General features: G+C 47.2%; 16 protein-coding genes. All 16 read left to right on the top strand.

Annotated features, from left to right (window positions below):
- Positions 1-49 precede the first annotated feature (49 nt).
- The 16 genes from KAJ71_RS07170 to KAJ71_RS07095 all read left to right on the top strand — a co-directional run bounded on the left by KAJ71_RS07170 (position 50) and on the right by KAJ71_RS07095 (position 16306).
- Positions 50-802: a helix-turn-helix domain-containing protein gene (locus KAJ71_RS07170; RefSeq protein WP_248945083.1), complete on the top strand. Its 753-nt coding sequence runs from the start codon at positions 50-52 to the stop codon at positions 800-802.
- A 6-nt stretch (positions 803-808) separates the two neighbouring features.
- A complete protein-coding gene (gene sctC / locus KAJ71_RS07165; RefSeq protein WP_248945082.1) occupies positions 809-2494 on the top strand; it encodes a type III secretion system outer membrane ring subunit SctC in 1686 nt (561 codons plus the stop codon).
- The gene (gene sctW, locus KAJ71_RS07160; protein ID WP_248945081.1) at positions 2485-3648 is read left to right on the top strand and encodes a type III secretion system gatekeeper subunit SctW; all 1164 of its coding nucleotides are present in this window, start codon (positions 2485-2487) and stop codon (positions 3646-3648) included. Before sctC ends, sctW begins: the two co-directional genes overlap by 10 nt.
- The gene (locus KAJ71_RS07155) at positions 3641-5686 is read left to right on the top strand and encodes an EscV/YscV/HrcV family type III secretion system export apparatus protein (RefSeq protein WP_248945080.1); all 2046 of its coding nucleotides are present in this window, start codon (positions 3641-3643) and stop codon (positions 5684-5686) included. The genes sctW and KAJ71_RS07155 overlap by 8 nt, the downstream gene beginning before the upstream one ends.
- 12 nt (positions 5687-5698) lie before the next feature.
- Positions 5699-6100 carry an InvB/SpaK family type III secretion system chaperone gene (locus KAJ71_RS07150; protein WP_248945079.1) on the top strand — a complete coding sequence of 134 codons (402 nt, stop codon included), beginning with the start codon at positions 5699-5701 and terminating at the stop codon, positions 6098-6100.
- Entirely contained in the window at positions 6100-7398 is a 1299-nt protein-coding gene (gene sctN, locus KAJ71_RS07145) for a type III secretion system ATPase SctN (protein ID WP_248945078.1), read from the top strand. Before KAJ71_RS07150 ends, sctN begins: the two co-directional genes overlap by 1 nt.
- Positions 7376-7828: a SpaM family type III secretion system protein gene (locus KAJ71_RS07140; RefSeq protein ID WP_248945077.1), complete on the top strand. Its 453-nt coding sequence runs from the start codon at positions 7376-7378 to the stop codon at positions 7826-7828. The genes sctN and KAJ71_RS07140 overlap by 23 nt, the downstream gene beginning before the upstream one ends.
- Complete coding sequence (locus KAJ71_RS07135; protein WP_248945076.1) at positions 7816-8835, top strand: SpaN/EivJ family type III secretion system needle length determinant; 1020 nt, start codon at positions 7816-7818, stop codon at positions 8833-8835. The genes KAJ71_RS07140 and KAJ71_RS07135 overlap by 13 nt, the downstream gene beginning before the upstream one ends.
- Entirely contained in the window at positions 8835-9761 is a 927-nt protein-coding gene (locus tag KAJ71_RS07130; RefSeq protein WP_248945075.1) for a FliM/FliN family flagellar motor switch protein, read from the top strand. Before KAJ71_RS07135 ends, KAJ71_RS07130 begins: the two co-directional genes overlap by 1 nt.
- Positions 9748-10410: an EscR/YscR/HrcR family type III secretion system export apparatus protein gene (locus tag KAJ71_RS07125; protein ID WP_248945074.1), complete on the top strand. Its 663-nt coding sequence runs from the start codon at positions 9748-9750 to the stop codon at positions 10408-10410. Before KAJ71_RS07130 ends, KAJ71_RS07125 begins: the two co-directional genes overlap by 14 nt.
- 16 nt (positions 10411-10426) lie before the next feature.
- On the top strand, positions 10427-10684 hold the full coding sequence (locus tag KAJ71_RS07120; protein WP_248945073.1) for an EscS/YscS/HrcS family type III secretion system export apparatus protein: 258 nt from the start codon (positions 10427-10429) through the stop codon (positions 10682-10684).
- Between the two features lie 6 nt (positions 10685-10690).
- Positions 10691-11452 (top strand): type III secretion system export apparatus subunit SctT, encoded by a 762-nt coding sequence (sctT, locus tag KAJ71_RS07115; protein WP_248945072.1) that lies wholly within the window; start codon positions 10691-10693, stop codon positions 11450-11452.
- 29 nt (positions 11453-11481) lie between these two features.
- Positions 11482-12606: an EscU/YscU/HrcU family type III secretion system export apparatus switch protein gene (locus KAJ71_RS07110; RefSeq protein ID WP_248945071.1), complete on the top strand. Its 1125-nt coding sequence runs from the start codon at positions 11482-11484 to the stop codon at positions 12604-12606.
- Positions 12607-12695: 89 nt separating this feature from the next.
- Positions 12696-13217: a type III secretion system translocator chaperone SicA gene (sicA, locus tag KAJ71_RS07105; protein ID WP_248945070.1), complete on the top strand. Its 522-nt coding sequence runs from the start codon at positions 12696-12698 to the stop codon at positions 13215-13217.
- Entirely contained in the window at positions 13186-15189 is a 2004-nt protein-coding gene (gene sctE / locus KAJ71_RS07100) for a type III secretion system translocon subunit SseC family protein (RefSeq protein ID WP_248945069.1), read from the top strand. Before sicA ends, sctE begins: the two co-directional genes overlap by 32 nt.
- Positions 15190-15205: 16 nt before the next feature.
- The gene (locus KAJ71_RS07095) at positions 15206-16306 is read left to right on the top strand and encodes a hypothetical protein (RefSeq protein WP_248945068.1); all 1101 of its coding nucleotides are present in this window, start codon (positions 15206-15208) and stop codon (positions 16304-16306) included.
- The last annotated feature ends 67 nt before the right edge of the window (positions 16307-16373 follow it).

Raw genomic sequence — 16373 nt, 5'->3', positions numbered from 1 at the left:
GTATAGTCAGATTGTGTCTAACATTGACTATAAACCAAGTAGGTGAGCAATGAAAAGGATAACGACAAGTAGTTGTTTAGGTTTTGATGAGGTGATTTCTCTCAATTGTCCTGGGCTATTATTAATTAATAGCACTGGCGAAAGTGTTGTCGCCGCCTCATCAAAGAATAAATATGATGAACATCTACTGAGTGCAGGAAGTACATATCTCTTGGTTGCCGACTCTGCAAAAATTGAGGTGCTGCAAGGGGAAATACATTATAGAGAACTGGACTGTTCACGACTGGTAAAACTACAGGTTTTTTTAGACCAGGCTGCAACAGAGAGTGTTGATTTCTCTCGGGCAGATTTATCCGCAGTGCTTGCGACGACATTAGACAAGCAATCTGAAACACGCAGTATAGAGTACTGGTATGTTAATCAGGTGCTAAATTCTGGGCCAGAGCAAAAAAAATTTGTTGCGGTATTACGTAATACCGAATGGTATCAACTGATTTGTTTCCTTCTCGCTGAATCGGAGGATGTGCTTGGTAACCGCATTCAGGACATGTGCGTAAAATATGGATTATCATTGGCACACTTTCGCCGTCTGTCAAGGAATGCATTAGGAAAGTCAACGAAAGTTGGCTTGCGTGACTGGCGTCTGATCCGGGCATTACTGGAATTATCCGGGGGTGATAAAAACATGACGACCATAGCAATGGATCATGGTTATTCATCACTTTCCCATTTTTCCTATGAAGTAAAAAATACTTTTGGCATTTCAGCTAGAAATATGAAGCAGATTATCACAGATGGTTAATAAAAAATGAATTTTTTATGTAAGTCCCTGGTTGGTGCCAACCTTATTGCTGTCGTATTGATGATGGGTAGTCCACAAACATTTGCTCGGCAGCCAATAGCTCATTCTGATTCCGCTGGATATATGGCTCGAGATGAAGGAGTCAAAGGCGTATTTGACGCGCTGTCAACGGTGATGAGAAAACCGGTTATTCTGAGTAAAAATGCCGCCAGAAAAAAGGTCACTGGGCAGTTCGATTTTACCATGCCGGCAGATACGCTAAACGACCTTACTGAGCAGTTGGGCTTAATTTGGTACGACGATGGCAATGCGGTGTATGTTTATGAAACCACCGAAATGCGCAACGCTGTAGTGGCACTACGCAACACCTCTTTTAAAGTGGTGCATGATTTTCTTATGCAATCCAGGCTTTACGATCAACGCTATCCGTTGCGTGCCGATAGTAGAAATTCGACATTCTATGTCTCCGGGCCACCAATGTATGTTGAAGTTGTCACCAATGCCGCTCGGTTCCTGGATGAAAAAAGCGACGGTTACGACGGGCGTGAAATGGTGGCGGTGATCCCGTTGAGTAATACTTTTGTTGCGGATCGTCGTTTTAAATATCGCAATGACGAGATTATTATCCCCGGGATGGCGACAGTGATCCAAGAATTGCTTGGTACTTCATTGGGGGTGGGCAAGGTACAAAAGTCGTTATCAGAAATGGATGGAAGCGCTAGAAAAGCGCTTGAAATGCCAACATTTCCCGGCAGCAAAAGTATGCCCCCTTCTTTAGGTGCTACGACTCTTGAGGATGCGGTGAAACAGCGTAGCGTGCAGAGTGGGCTGAATATTGTCGCCAACCCAGGCAATAACAGCTTGCTGGTTCGAGGGAGTGCAGATCAGGTGGCCTATGTCCGTAACATTGTGCATGAAATGGATCAGCCTAAACGTCACGTTGAGTTATCGGTCTGGATTGTGGACTTACAAAAGGAAGCACTTGACCAGCTAGGCGTTCAGTGGAATGGTTATGTTAATTTTGGCGATAAGTTTGGTCTCTCTCTGAATAATAGCGTCAGCACGACAATTGATGGTGCAACATTTATGGCTGCAGCTAAAGCATTGAGTGAAAAAAATAAAGCAAATATTGTCTCACGGCCAATGATCCTGACGCAGGAAAACATACCGGCTATTTTTGATAATAATAGAACATTCTATAGTAAGCTTATCGGTGAGCGTAGTGTAGAGCTTCAGAATGTCACTTATGGCACCTTGGTGAGTGTATTACCCCGTTTTACCCAAAGCAACGAAATTGAAATGATGATCAACGTTGAGGATGGTAATCAGGATAATAAAACCAAAGATACAGTCGATGGTCTGCCGGAAGTCGGTAGAACCAATATCAGTACCGTAGCTAGAGTACCGCGCGGTAAAAGTCTGTTAATTGGCGGCTATACACGCGACGAAAATACGCTATCGGATGGAAAAATCCCCGGCCTTGGTGATTTGCCATTTATTGGTAGGTTATTTCGATATAAATCTGAACGCAATGCCAACTTGATAAGGGTCTTTCTCATTCAACCCAAAGAAATAGAGTCACCGCTGGAGCCGGATGCTAATATCATGATTGATAAATTAAAGGGAAATCTGGCGAGTGGTGAACTTAAAGATTGGATGGCTAACTATATCGATACACAAAAATGGCAATAGGCATTGGTGGTGGAAATACCAACTTTAATTATATATCGGATCAGCATGGGAAAAAACTTGCTGCGAAACAAGAGTCACTTTCCACAAACGATACCGGTGTTTCCGATGAGGTATTGCCGGTAGAGGATGAGTCTCCGGGCGCGTTATTACAGCGCTTTGCTGACTCGACGGATGAAATGTCCGCAGTGCTGGCGCAGTTTCGCAATCGTCGCGATCTGGAAAAAAAAACCGGCGCAGGCGCTGAGAGCAGTTTCGATCGTGTATTAGATGAAGATGTTCACGAAAAAGTAGACCAAATCCTGAAGGCGGTAAAAGGGACTGCCGGACTGAATGTTAATGACCTGCTACGTTTTGTGAAATCCCTTTTTCCGGATGACAGCGATCTGATCCTGGTATTGCGTGAAATGCTGCGGCGGCGCAACCTGGATAAAGTCACGAAAGGCAAGTTGGAACATTTACTGCAACAGGCCGAGCAGCAAGCCGACCCTAAAACGCTTAAGGCAGGTATTAATGTCGCACTCAAAGCGCGTTTATTTGGTAAGGCATTGGATATGTCCCCAGGATTAATGCGGGAAAGCTATCGTAACTTTATTAGCAGTGAGCAGCATGAAGTTTTACTTTATCAAGACTGGGTTGTCTCTTACGGCCCAGAACACCGGACGATTGTTGTTGACTTTATGGAAAGTGCGTTAATATCAGATATTGATGCCCTCGACCCTAGTTGTTCACTTATTGAGTTTGGGTCATTGCTCAGCCGTATTGGTCAGGTGAAATTATTGCGTTCCAGTGATATTTCTTTCGTGAAAGCATTAATGAATTCCACATTAGTCAAATCACTGGGTACCTCCGAGCGTGATTGGCTGTTTATGATGCTGGGAGTCTTGCAAAGTGCGGAACTGTTTGAGGAATATTTCAAGCATATTATTAAGGATCCGCAGGGGGTAAATAAGAAAACATTATCACAATTGATTAATCTTATTTATAGATTGTATCAAAAAATACCCGAGCAGCTTTTTTTAAACGCTACGAATAAAACGGTATTGGAGCAGGAACTTAAGCGATGTGCGCAAGAATACTGGCTTGAAGAGTCTATCGAGCAGCGTCGTCGCATTGCGCAACAACGTCATAACGAAGAGCATGATCAGAATGAATAAATTTTTAAACCGCATAGGCAGACATCCGGAATTATTTATTCTACTTCTGGTTGTTGTGATTATCACCATGCTGGTTATTCCTCTGCCAACGGTATTGGTTGATTTTTTGATCGGCATGAATATTATATTGTCGGCGCTGGTTTTTCTGTCATCTTTCTATATCGACAGAATATTGAGCTTTTCAACATTTCCGTCGGTACTGCTGATAACCACGCTGTTTCGATTGGCGCTGTCGGTCAGTACCAGCCGTCTGGTGTTAAATGATGCCGATGCTGGGGAGATTATTGCCACTTTTGGTCAGTTTGTTATTGGTGATAATCTTGTCGTGGGTTTTGTTATTTTCGCCATCGTCACCATTGTACAGTTCATGGTAATCACCAAAGGAGCGGAGCGCGTTGCAGAAGTGGCAGCGCGCTTCTCTCTTGATGGTATGCCGGGCAAACAGATGAGTATCGATGCGGATGTGCGCGCAGGCTCGCTGGATGCGGATGCGGCCAAAGAGCGCCGTAGCGTGCTGGAGCGAGAATCCCAGCTTTATGGTTCGTTTGACGGTGCGATGAAGTTCATAAAAGGTGATGCAATAGCCGGTATCATTATTATCTTCATCAACCTGATTGGCGGAATTAGTGTTGGCGTAAGCCAGCACGGCATGGACGTTTCTACGGCGCTTTCTACTTATACCATGTTGACCATTGGTGATGGGCTGGTCGCCCAGATCCCGGCGCTGCTGATTGCCATTGGGGCCGGCTTTATCGTCACCCGTGTGAACGGCGATGGGGATAATATGGGACGCACCATTGTTGAGCAGTTGCTGGGAAACCCGACCGTATTGATCATTTCCGCTATTATTGCTCTGGGCATCGGTGGCCTGCCGGGTTTCCCATTTTTTACTTTTTTGCTGTTGGCGCTGATGTTAATTAGTATCTATGCGCATAAACAGTGGCAGAAAAGAAAAAATGATCCGGAGCACCTGGCAAAAAAAGAGCAGACCAAAGAGCATATTGAAGGCAGTGGGGATAACCTGACTCAAGGGCTGATTGAAAATGTTGAAGCGGTGGTGGCAGAAACCATTCCACTGATGCTGCTGGTACCTGCAAGCTGTCAACCCATGCTGAAAAACAGCCAACTGGCGGAACGTCTAAAAAGCCAGTTCTATATTGATTATGGCATCAGCCTACCGGATATCATTATTCAGTACTCCGAGAGTATTGCTGATAACTGTATCACGTTGCTGGTGAATGAAATTAAGGCCGATCACTTTTATATTTATTTCCCTGGTTATCGGGTAATTAGTGATGTCAGTGAATTACCGGGGCTCGGTATTAACACTATCGACATTGAAGGGGCCGTCTGGGTCGAGCATGACGTTAATAAGTCATTGCTTGAGATGGGATTTGAAACCCGTAAAGCGGTAGATGAAGTTTATCTCTGTATGGCGTCAATACTGGTACGTTTCGTCAATGAATATTTTGGCGTCCAGGAAACAAAATCCATGCTTGATAAACTGGAAGAGAAATACCCAGATTTGATGAAAGAGGTGACTCGTCATGCTACGGTGCAGCGCATATCTGAGGTGCTACAACGTTTGTTAAGCGAGCGTATTTCGGTGCGTAACCTGCGCATGATTATGGAGGCGCTGGCGCAATGGGCCCCCCGAGAAAAAGATGTCATATCGCTGGTTGAGCACGTACGCGGTGCGATGGCTCGCTATATTTGCCATAAATTCTCTTATGGCAACAAGCTTAATGTCATCATGCTTTCCCACGAATTTGAAGAGCAGGTGAGGAGCGGTGTGCGTAGTACGTCATCCGGCGCGTTCCTGAATCTCGAACCGGCCGTGGTGGATGAATTAATGGATCGCTTCTCGCTGGGGTTGGAAGATATTTCGATCGCCAATAAAGATATGGTCGTACTTTCTTCGGTAGATATTCGCCGCTTTTTGAAAAAACTGATTGAATCAAGATTTAAAGACCTAGACGTGCTTTCGTTTTCAGAACTCACAGAATCAGTGTCTATTAATGTTGTCAAGACAATATAACCAGGAGAGATAATGAGTATTGATATCGCAATTTTGCTGCGTGAGGCATTAACGGAAAGTGGTTGTCAAAGCGATGTTATGGGTGATTTTGACAGTCACTCTACGATTGCGCTCGAATTTGACGGCCACCCAGGCATTTTAATTACGCAGTTGCAGGATGAAGTCTGGATATGGTCGCGTTTGATTGAAGACAATGGGTTGACGATCTCGCAGTGCAGTGCCGCGCTACTGGAAAAATTAATGCAGGGCTGTGAGTTTGCCGCGAATGGTCAGCTTCAGCTTGCCTCGAATGAGGGCTTTGTGGAGTTAAAAGGGTTGGTACATGCCCAGTATCTTGAAACTTCCGCTAAGTTTGCCAGCGCGCTGGATGAGTTCTTTGCACTATCAGAAGATTTTTGCAGGATCTATCAGTAATGAAAAAGCTGTCGTTGTTAAACCACCAGGCCCATTTGCAATATATTTCTGCTCCGGTTATTGAAGCACAGTTGCCCGGTTGTGTTATCGGTGAAGTCTGTGAGATCAGAAAAAGCTGGCGCGATAGTCAGGTGATGGCGCGCGCCCAGGTGCTGGGATTTAACAAAGAACGCACAGTATTGAGTCTTATTGGAAATGCCAAGGGGCTATCGCGTGAGGCAGTCATTGTCCCTACGGGTACTACCATGTCGGTGACCATGTCTCCAGCGCTGCTGGGGTGCGTGATTGACCCTTCCGGCAATATTGTACAGCGTCTCGGAGAGGAAGTGGCGAGTACGACGGTTGAAAATAGACCCATTTCCGTCCAGGCTCCGTCATTTACCGAACGCGTGGGGATCCGACGGCCGTTTTACACCGGGGTGAGGGCTATTGATGGGTTAATGACTTGCGGCATCGGGCAGCGTCTGGGGATATTCGCTTCTGCGGGATGCGGTAAAACCACGTTGATGCATATGCTTATCGAACAGGCCGATGCGGATGTGTTTGTGATTGCCCTGGTTGGTGAAAGGGGTAGGGAAGTCACGGAGTTTGTGGAGGAGCTGCAACAGTCTGGACAGGTACAAAAGTGTGTGCTGGTCTATGCTACGTCTGATTATTCCTCACTAGATCGCTGTAATGCGGCTCTGGTGGCGACCACTATCGCAGAATATTTTCGCGATGCTGGCAGCAATGTCGTGTTGTTTATCGACTCTATCACCCGCTATGCCCGGGCATTGCGTGATGTTGCCCTTTCTGCTGGGGAAACGCCTGCGCGCAGAGGCTACCCGGCATCGGTGTTTGATGCTTTGCCTGCCATCCTTGAGCGCCCGGGCTGTATGCGTAGCGGCAGTATTACCGCGTTTTATACCATCCTGCTGGAAAGCGATGACGAGCCGGATCCGATTGCCGATGAAATTCGTTCCATTCTGGACGGGCATATTTATCTCAATCGCAAACTGGCAGCACGTAACCATTATCCGGCAATTGATGTATTGCGTAGTATCAGCCGCGTTTCCAGCCAGGTGTGTGAAGCTGGTCATATTCAACAGGCTGGGGAGGTACGCCGTATTCTGGCCAAAATCGAGGAATTGCAAATATTCGTCGACTTGGGGGAGTATAAACCTGGTGAAAACCCAGAGAACGACCGCGCGATGCATAAAAGGGAGCCGTTGTTAAACTGGTTATGCCAGTCTGTACACGAGCATTCTGATTTCCAGACAACGCTTGCGGGGTTATATGAGTTTGCTGCAACACGTTAACTCTCTGAAACAACGCTGTGTTATTCAGAAGCAAAAAAATGATGTTTTGATGGGCCGTGAAGTAAGAAAAATTCGCAGCCTTGAGGAACAGATGAATGAGCTGGATGAGGCCGTCGCTTTGGTAAAAAAAATACGCGATGGTTTATATCCTCATGGCGATTATTCACGCGAAAAACTTTTTGCGGTACAGCGTAGTCAGGCAGTATTGCGCCGAAAAATGGCCGATCTGGCCATGCAGCGTTCACAAAAAGATATTGAGTATGAACGCAGCGGAAATGAGTATCAGAAACTGATGTTAACGCAGCGCCAGTTAGCGAAAAAGACTGATAAATATGAGTTTTTGCGAAAGCAAGAAATTCGCCAGTATTATCTTAAAAGCGTTCGTATTGAAGAGAATGAAGCAGAGGAAATAATAGCATGTCTCAAGTAGCTCCTGCCGCCGTGAAAAACGGGCTGGTTGAACTTCCGGTAGACGAAACCCCGTCTTCACTGAAAGACAATTTTGATGATGCACAATTTTGGCAGCAGGATGAAGAAAATCCGCTGGCCGTTCAGCAGATGTATCAACAATGGGTTCAACATTTACCCCCTCTGACCATTAAGGCAAAAACGGGACAGCGAACCAGTAATGACGCTGTCCAGGTTGTCTCACGACCCAATGGGCGTACCCAGGCTGATATCCAACCGATGTTGCTCACCTCCCGGCTCAATGGGCGTTTCAGTCGTGCTGATGTCGAACCGATGTTGGTGACTTCTCAGCCTAAGCGGCGGCTCACCCAGACTGATGTAAAACCTACCTTGGCTGTGGGGGAGACAGAGAAAGTTGTACGGCTGCCACATGCGCCAGTGCAGCTAAAAAATGGGGAGACAGAAGCACCGTTGGAAAAAGCCGTGCCGTTGCTCCAGGCCACTGCGGTGCAAGGTAAGGCTGAACCCCGGCGACAGCGTGAAGATAAAGCAGAGGTTATTCTGGACGTTCAGCCAGATACTGGCCCCAGGCATTCACTGGATGGGTTACAACAACATCGCAGAAAACCTGAAGAGGTGAACATTACCGGGGCATTTAATCAGGGGGCGGCGGTAAAAAGCCCGGCACATGATGCTGAACAAGGGGCTACCCACACCGGCCATAAAAAATCACAGCCAGTGACTGTGCTGCAAAAGTTATCCGCGCCAGCTGAGGTGTCGAGCAAAAGCGGCGGTGAATTCAAATATCAATTTTCCCGTTGGGGGGGCGATCATCATGTCAATGTTTGGCAACCCTCTGCGCTCGGTGCTGCCGCTTTGCAACCGTCGGATCTTCTGGTACAGCAACGTTTATTTACTGCCATGAACCGGGAAGGCGTGCCGGATAATCTCCAGCGCGATATGCAAGATGAGCATAAACAGCAACATTCGCAGCAGGATAAACGGCAACAGCGTGACCAGGAGGAGTGATGTTAAAGCAAAGAGTGCCGACCCGGGAACGCCATATACAGCAGTATGAACGGCTGTCGGCGCTATGGCAGGAGCAAGGGTTAGGACAGGCGGAAAACACCTTGCCGATGGGGGGATCGTTACTGCGTTTTACAACGGATAGCGGCTGGCAAGGGGTGATTGATGTTGTAGCATGGTTTGGTGCGGTGGCACCAGACCTGGCAGCTCAGGCATCACAGGCATGGTCGTTGCCACAGTTAATCACGCTATTTGAAAATAGCAATCTGCCGCTGGACACTGCCGTTTTACCCGAAATGCTGCATTATCAGCGTATCGTGGCGCAGGGATTACTGAGCGATGATAACGCTGAACCCACAGCCAGCTTCCACCGATTTACCGACAAACATGGTGATATCTGGTTTTGTGGTATGGAGGTATTACCGGAATATCATCATTGTGGTGAGCATGTGGACGCTGCCTTGATCCCATTAACGCTGAATTTCCGTATTGGTCTGAGCACGTTGAGTTATCAGGGGATAAGAAGTCTCCAACCCGGTGATGCCTTGCTTATTCAGCGGCAGGTTAGCGACATTGTTATTGATTGCCACAAAATTGGTCATTTTATTCATCATGAGGAGGGGATTATGTTTGAGGAAGCGGAACAGACTGAAACGCAGACAACAGAGCATGATAGCGGGGAAATACATCATTCTGAACAGATCCCGGTCACTTTGGATTTTATTTTTCAACAAAAATCCGTCACGGTTGGCGAATTAGCCGCCATTTATCAGGGTAGTATTATGAAATGCGACCCGCAGGCGGTGAATAATATTATCGTGCGAGCCAACGGCCTGGCTATTGCCAATGGACAACTGGTCTGGTTTGAGGACTGCCCAGCTGTCGAGATAACGAAAATCAATCCGGAGGTCAGTAGTGGCAAGCAGTAACGATATTTCGTTAATTGCGTTGCTGGCCTTTTCAACGTTATTGCCGTTTCTTATTGCATGTGGCACCTGCTATATCAAATTTTCCATCGTTTTTGTTATGGTACGTAACGCGTTAGGTCTGCAACAGATACCGTCAAATATGACGCTAAATGGCGTGGCGCTAGCCATGTCATTCTTTGTAATGTTCCCAATATTTAAACAGGGGTACGAAGAGTACTCGCGTATCGAGGACAAGAATGCCAGCTCAATGGCCTACTTTCTGGATAATGGGCTAGAGAGCTATCGTAGTTATCTGGTGAAATATACCGATCCAGAACTCGCCAGTTTTTTTGAGCGTGTGCAAATGCAGCGCGACAGTGATACGCCTGATTATAATGAGGAAGAGCAGCGAATTTCTATTCTCTCACTGCTACCGGCCTATGCTTTAAGTGAAATCAAGAGCGCCTTTAAGATTGGTTTCTATCTGTATTTGCCATTTGTTGTGGTGGATTTGCTTATCTCCAGCATCCTGCTGGCGTTAGGGATGATGATGATGAGCCCGATCACCATCTCGGTGCCGGTAAAACTGGTACTGTTTGTTGTACTCGACGGCTGGACCTTATTATCCCAGGGACTGATCCTGCAATATATCGACCTTGCGGGAACCTGAACAGGAATCGCCATCTATGAATGAAATAACCTTTGCCGGAAATAAGGCGCTCTATCTGGTGTTAATACTGTCCTCCCTGCCGATTGTGGTGGCTACGGTGGTGGGGCTGATTGTCGGGCTTATCCAGACTGTAACGCAATTACAGGAGCAGACACTGCCTTTCGGTTTGAAATTATTAAGCGTCATTGTGACACTCTTTCTGCTAGCTGGCTGGTATGGCGATACGCTACTCGGATTTGCTAGGGAAGTGCTGTCGCTGGCACTATCGCGCTAATCGGCTATGCAAACACATCTTTTTTTTCAGCTACATGACGGGTTATTTGCGATGGCGCTGGTGATGGCGCGCATTATGCCCGCATTTATGATTTTGCCGTTCCTGAACAATAGCGTTCTCACGGGGGCGATTCGTATGCCGGTGGCGGGGCTGATCGGTGCCGCATTATGGCCAGGTGAGGTTTCATCCATTGCTTGGAGCGGACAAGAGGGGATGTTGCTATTCCTGGTGGTGAAAGAGTTGGCGATTGGGTTGTTTATCGGGTTGTTTCTGGTGTTTCCCATCTGGGTAATGCATGCCGCCGGTAGTATTATCGATAACCAGCGAGGGGCAACGTTGAGTAGTAATATGGATCCGGTGAGCGGCGTCGATACCTCGGAACTGGCGAATTTGTTTAACCTGTTTGCCGCTGTGGTGGTGCTACAAAGCGGCGGAATGTTGCTACTGCTGGAAGTCTTTGAACAAAGCTATAAATTATGGCCGCCGCAGGTACTGGATTTTCCGTCAATAAAAGTTTTGCTGCCGTTTATCGTCAAACTGGTTGAAGCGGCTATCGTATTGGCCAGCCCTTTGGTCGCGTCGTTTATTTTAACCGAAATCCTTCTTGGGATGTTGGCACGCTACGCCCCCCAACTTAATGCCTTTTCTCTGGCACTGACAGTGAAAAGCATCGTGGCATTTTTCTTACTTATTTTATATTTTTCGCCGGTGTTTCCGGACAGGATCCAGTCATTGCAGCTATTACCAGAAATGATGCGCAGTTGGTGATCAGTTTATGTGGCTGAGGGAGAAGACCGGTGTCAGGAAATAAAACAGAAAAGCCAACGGCGAAAAAAATCAAAGATGCCGCGCAGAAAGGCCAATCCTTTAAAAGCAAAGAGCTGGTGATCACCTGTTTGTTACTGGTGGGGATGGGATATTTATTGCGTTTTATTGACTTTTCGACCCTAACCGACGTTTGGCGGCTGGCGATTGTCAATAATTTTAGCCAGGACTTTCACAGCTATGGCAATGTGGTGGTACTGGCTGGTTTAAAAATACTGCTTCCGTTTATCGGGTTATGTGTGGTTGCGGCAACGCTGCCGACGTTACTACAAACCGGTTTTTTACTGGCAAGTAAGGCGCTGAAGTTGAATTTTTCATCATTAAATCCGGTAAATGGATTTAAAAAAATGTTCAGCCTAAGAACCGTAAAAGATGCCGTAAAGTCAATTTTATTTCTTACCGGATTTTGTTTTGCTGGTGTTGTTTTTTGGCATAATGAAAAAGCCAAGTTGTTTTCTCAAATAAATATGCCAATAGGGCAGCTGTTTCACGTCTGGGCCGGTTTTTTATCATCAATGGTCATGACGTGCCTGTTGTTTGGCATGATGGTGGTGGTGCTGGATGCATTGGCTGAATATTTTCTGCATATTAAAGATTTAAAAATGGATAAGCAGGAGGTGAAGCGCGAACATAAAGAACAGGATGGCAACCCGGAAATCAAGTCAAAACGCAAACAGGTACACTCGGAGCTGCTTTCCGAGCAGGTGAAATCCGATGTGAAGAACTCCAAAGTGATTATTGCCAACCCAACCCATATTGCGGTGGGCATTTATATTAATGCAGAGATGATGAACATTCCGTTTATCTCGGTTATGGAAACCAATCAACGGGCCTTGGCGGTGCGGGCCTATGCAGAAGAAGTCGGTGTGCCGGTGGTTGAGAATATCGCCTTGGCGCGCCACATCTTTAACACCCATAAACGCTACTCGTTCGTTGGCCTCGACGAAATCGACGATATTTTCAAAATTCTTATTTGGTTGGAGCAGGTGGAAAGCGCCTGGATGTACGAAAATCAGCCCGATGATGAAGCCACGGCGGCGGGATCGGTTGTTGATAAGAAGGAGAGCACAGCGCCAGTGACGAGTAAAACAGAATGAGCGTTCTTTGAATGATCGCTTGTGGGCCGTGTGTTCTAATACTGTCATTGCAGGTGCAGTGACGAGTCCAGATAATTTAAGGCAATTATATGATTCAGAAAACTGGTGATCTTTCCGCAAACGAGATGGAACAGATGATTCTGTTGGTAATGAATGGGGGGGCGACGCTAAAAGAAGTTCACGGTATTTCTGAGGATGCCATGGAGAATATTTATGCGCATGCCTATCAGTGTTACCAAAGCGGAAAGTTACACGAGGCTGAACGTTTTTTCAAATTTCTCTGTATGTACGATTTGAAAAATCCTGATTACTTTATCGGCCTTGGTGCAGTGTATCAGCTAAGCAAAAACTATCTTAAAGCCTGTGATATTTATGCATTGGCATATGTTCTAGCAGATAAAAATTTCATTCCGGTATTTTTCTCCGGTCAGTGTCAGTTGCTTCTTGGTAATATCGCCAAGGCATTGCAGTGTTTCGATATTATTATCAGGCGTTGCGAAGATGAGACACTGATAAAACGTGCGGTGGCCTATTCTGAAACCATCAGAAAAAACCACGCTGAGAGTATGCAGAGTAACAATGGATCACCGTCTGAAGAAGACGCTGACTAATGATGAGGACGCTATGGCTGCAATCGTAACTAAACCCCAAATAGAACAATTAATCCCTGCTAACCCTGGTGACTCGGCCTCCCTAGAGTTAAAGCGGGTAGCCTACGGGAAAGGCCGAATTGAACCGGCGCAAGCGCAAAAGATTAATGAACAGGCACAGGAAGTGATTGCCGAGAGTACGGAGGAGATCTATCTCGCTGATGAAATCAATCTGCAAGGACCGGCACTGCGTAAACCGGATAGCCAACTGAGTAACAGTGGCAAGTTGCTTTTAATGCTGACCAAGCTGGGGCTGCTCTCGAACTCTATGGCCACCGATACGCTGAAAAACCGGCTGGCGATATTCAGCGCCCAGTCAGAAGCGAATGCCAAGGCAGCAGAAAAACTCTCCGCTGAACTGGAAAAGATGACGGAAGAGAACGAGGCGTTGCAGAAGGAGCTGAAAGATAGCACCAGTACGTTAACCTCGGCCAAAGCGTCGCTCGACAAAGCGAAAGATAGCCTGAACGACCTCAAGGGAGACCTGGCGGAGCTTAAAAAGAAACCTGAAACGTCCAAAAACAAAGAGCAGATCGATAAGCTGGAAGGGCAAATTGCGCAGGCTGAAAAAGATGTTACCCAGAAAACCGCACAGTATAACAGTGCCAAAGCAACGGTAGTGGAAAAGAAAGATAGCGCGCAGAAGAGTCTTGAAGACTTAAATAAAAAAGTTAAAGAGATGAATAAGAAGTATGGGGATATTCCTGCGACGAAATTGGGCGTTCAAAAAAGTGCGGTGGAGCATTCAGAGTCTGTGCTGAATGCTACCGGCATCATGATCAAAATGCTTGCCGTTTTGATTAAACAAATGGGTGAAAGCAGCGTCGACAAGTTGAAGTCCGATATGGCTATCAACAATAAGCGTGCGGCGGCCCGCCAGGAGGAGATGCTGAAGAAAGCCGCTGAATACGACGAGCAGGTACGCAAAGCGGAAGAAGCGCAAAAGACCGCTGGCTGTATCGGCAAAGTCCTCGGTGGGCTTGCTATTGCCATAGGGGCGATAACCTCCATTTTCGGCGGTGCGGGTGTGGCGCTGATGGCCGTTGGTATTGGCCTGATGGCCGCCGATGCGATTACCGAAGCTGTAACCGGAAAATCGCTTACCAGTATGGTCATGGATCCGTTGATGGAGTATGTGATATCCCCATTAATGAATGTGGTTCGCGATATCGTCAGCGCAGTGCTCGATTTCGTCGTGGGTGGCATCCTCGATCTAATGGAAGCCGCCGGGGGAGTGAAACTGGATCGGGAGAAAATAATGGATTCATTCGATACCATTAAAACCATCGTCACCGTCGCGGTTTCGCTGGCGGCGGTGGTTGCACTAACGATGGTGGCCAAATCTGCGGCGAAGTTTGCCTTTCAGAAGATGGGGAACGTATTAACCAGCGCGTTGGGACAGTCGGTTAAGACGGCGGTGTCACAGGCGGTGAAAAAAGTCCTGCCCAAGTTTGTGCAAAACGGAGCGAAGCAACTCTCTGCCGTGGCATCAAAAGCCGCCACGCAGCTCAGTCAACAGCTTTCCAAAGTCGCCGGTAAGGTGAGTAACCAGTTTGGCAAGGTATCGTCCTCGATGAAGGGGTCTATTTCAAAAGCGATGCGTATTGACTCACCGGAAAAAATGAATCGTTTGTTACAAACGTCAATGAACGGGCTGGGCTATGCCGAGCAAGGGCTTAATGTCACAAATGTTGGCGTTAAGGGGGTGATGGATATCAGCGTGGCCAATGTTGAAAAAGAGATGGCGAACACGGTTGCTGAATTCAATATGGCGAAATTCGATACTGCATTGGTTAAAAAGGATATTGATAATGTCTTGGCCGTTTTCACCCAGCAGGAAAAAGTAGCACAGGATATGCGTTCGGTACTGACGACCATGTTACAAAAGAGCCAGGATACTGGAATGCAAATTTTACGTAACGTTCACGCTTAATAACCAGGAGAGAATAATGTCTATTTCAAATACTTCCGCCAGCTTGATTACTACGCAATATCAGTCGGCAATCAGCCATGCCGAAACTATGGAGCCCGGTGCACTGAAAAAGAGTGATGCCGTTAAACCCAACTCGGCGGTAATCATCAAGGACGCCGAGAGTGCTAATACCAAAGCGCTGACTGGAGCTGGCATCAGAGAGCCGAAAAAGAACGTAGATAAGGATCAGCTTGCCCAGACCACCGCGCAGATCAGCCAGTGTCTGAGTCAGGTTACGGTTGCTGGCGATAAAACCCTTACCCAGCATAAAGCGGATGCGCCGATCTCTTCTGCAGCGAACACCACGGCCAACGCTGCTACTCGCAGCAGCGCCGCAGCGCAAGCGACGCTGGGGCCGGTAGCTGCCGAAGGGAGTCGTGGATTTAACGTCGGCAAACTAAATGAAGGTTATGGCAGCAAATTTGATGAGATTGGTACTCTGATCAGGGAAACCCTGAAGAAATTCGGTGATGCGGAAGTCTCGCAGCAGAACACGGCGACCAAGCTGGCGCGCGAGAGCACTGAGGGCGGCGTTGATAAATTAAATGATGCAGCACAGAAACAGTACAATTCTAACGTTACCAGTTTTACTACCAATTTCTCGGCGTCGTTGGGTGGGGCGGGGCTGGCGTCGAAAAGTATTCATACCAATGCCCGCAGCGTCAAGCTGAACCAGACGCCGGGGTTGATGGATAAAGCTAATGCTGGGCGTTTAATGAATGAAGCTAAGGGGAGTGCGACTCTGATGAAGAACGCGGAGCCGCTGCTTAACCGTTCAAGTGATCTGTTACAGCGTCATGCCAAGAAAGTCGATCAAGCGAATTATATGTCTCAGGGGGCCAATGCCTTGACGAGCATGTCCGGTAGCATGGGCAATATGGCGGGGAGTAGCTTTGTGGTTGGGGAGGCCGCCGATAGGGGCGAAGCAAGACTGCGTGATAATGACGCGAACACCATGAGTGAGATGGCCGATGCCAAACGTAAGAATTCGGAGGCTATTCGGGAGTTGACTCAGGAGCTACTGAAGTTAGAGTCTGAAAGCAAAGCGCGCGTTGATGCCGGATCGTTCAGAGTATAAGAATGCCCCGTGAGGTAATACCAGCCAGTTAAGGCTAACTCGATGGTATTGCTCAAAGCAGAGTTTC

Source organism: Serratia silvae, from assembly GCF_023282985.1.
Classification (GTDB): Bacteria; Pseudomonadota; Gammaproteobacteria; order Enterobacterales; family Enterobacteriaceae; genus Chania; species Chania silvae.
The sequence above is the reverse complement of the archived record's forward strand: the minus strand, read 5'-3'. Positions and strand labels throughout refer to the sequence as shown.

Excerpts from the sequence above, each read along its gene's own strand:
- KAJ71_RS07170 (WP_248945083.1), top strand. The coding sequence starts at position 50 with ATGAAAAGGATAACGACAAGTAGTTGTTTAGGTTTTGATGAGGTGATT.
- sctC (WP_248945082.1), top strand. The coding sequence starts at position 809 with ATGAATTTTTTATGTAAGTCCCTGGTTGGTGCCAACCTTATTGCTGTC.
- sctW (WP_248945081.1), top strand. The coding sequence starts at position 2,485 with ATGGCAATAGGCATTGGTGGTGGAAATACCAACTTTAATTATATATCG.
- KAJ71_RS07155 (WP_248945080.1), top strand. The coding sequence starts at position 3,641 with ATGAATAAATTTTTAAACCGCATAGGCAGACATCCGGAATTATTTATT.
- KAJ71_RS07150 (WP_248945079.1), top strand. The coding sequence starts at position 5,699 with ATGAGTATTGATATCGCAATTTTGCTGCGTGAGGCATTAACGGAAAGT.
- sctN (WP_248945078.1), top strand. The coding sequence starts at position 6,100 with ATGAAAAAGCTGTCGTTGTTAAACCACCAGGCCCATTTGCAATATATT.
- KAJ71_RS07140 (WP_248945077.1), top strand. The coding sequence starts at position 7,376 with ATGAGTTTGCTGCAACACGTTAACTCTCTGAAACAACGCTGTGTTATT.
- KAJ71_RS07135 (WP_248945076.1), top strand. The coding sequence starts at position 7,816 with ATGTCTCAAGTAGCTCCTGCCGCCGTGAAAAACGGGCTGGTTGAACTT.
- KAJ71_RS07130 (WP_248945075.1), top strand. The coding sequence starts at position 8,835 with ATGTTAAAGCAAAGAGTGCCGACCCGGGAACGCCATATACAGCAGTAT.
- KAJ71_RS07120 (WP_248945073.1), top strand. The coding sequence starts at position 10,427 with ATGAATGAAATAACCTTTGCCGGAAATAAGGCGCTCTATCTGGTGTTA.
- sctT (WP_248945072.1), top strand. The coding sequence starts at position 10,691 with ATGCAAACACATCTTTTTTTTCAGCTACATGACGGGTTATTTGCGATG.
- sicA (WP_248945070.1), top strand. The coding sequence starts at position 12,696 with ATGATTCAGAAAACTGGTGATCTTTCCGCAAACGAGATGGAACAGATG.
- sctE (WP_248945069.1), top strand. The coding sequence starts at position 13,186 with ATGGATCACCGTCTGAAGAAGACGCTGACTAATGATGAGGACGCTATG.
- KAJ71_RS07095 (WP_248945068.1), top strand. The coding sequence starts at position 15,206 with ATGTCTATTTCAAATACTTCCGCCAGCTTGATTACTACGCAATATCAG.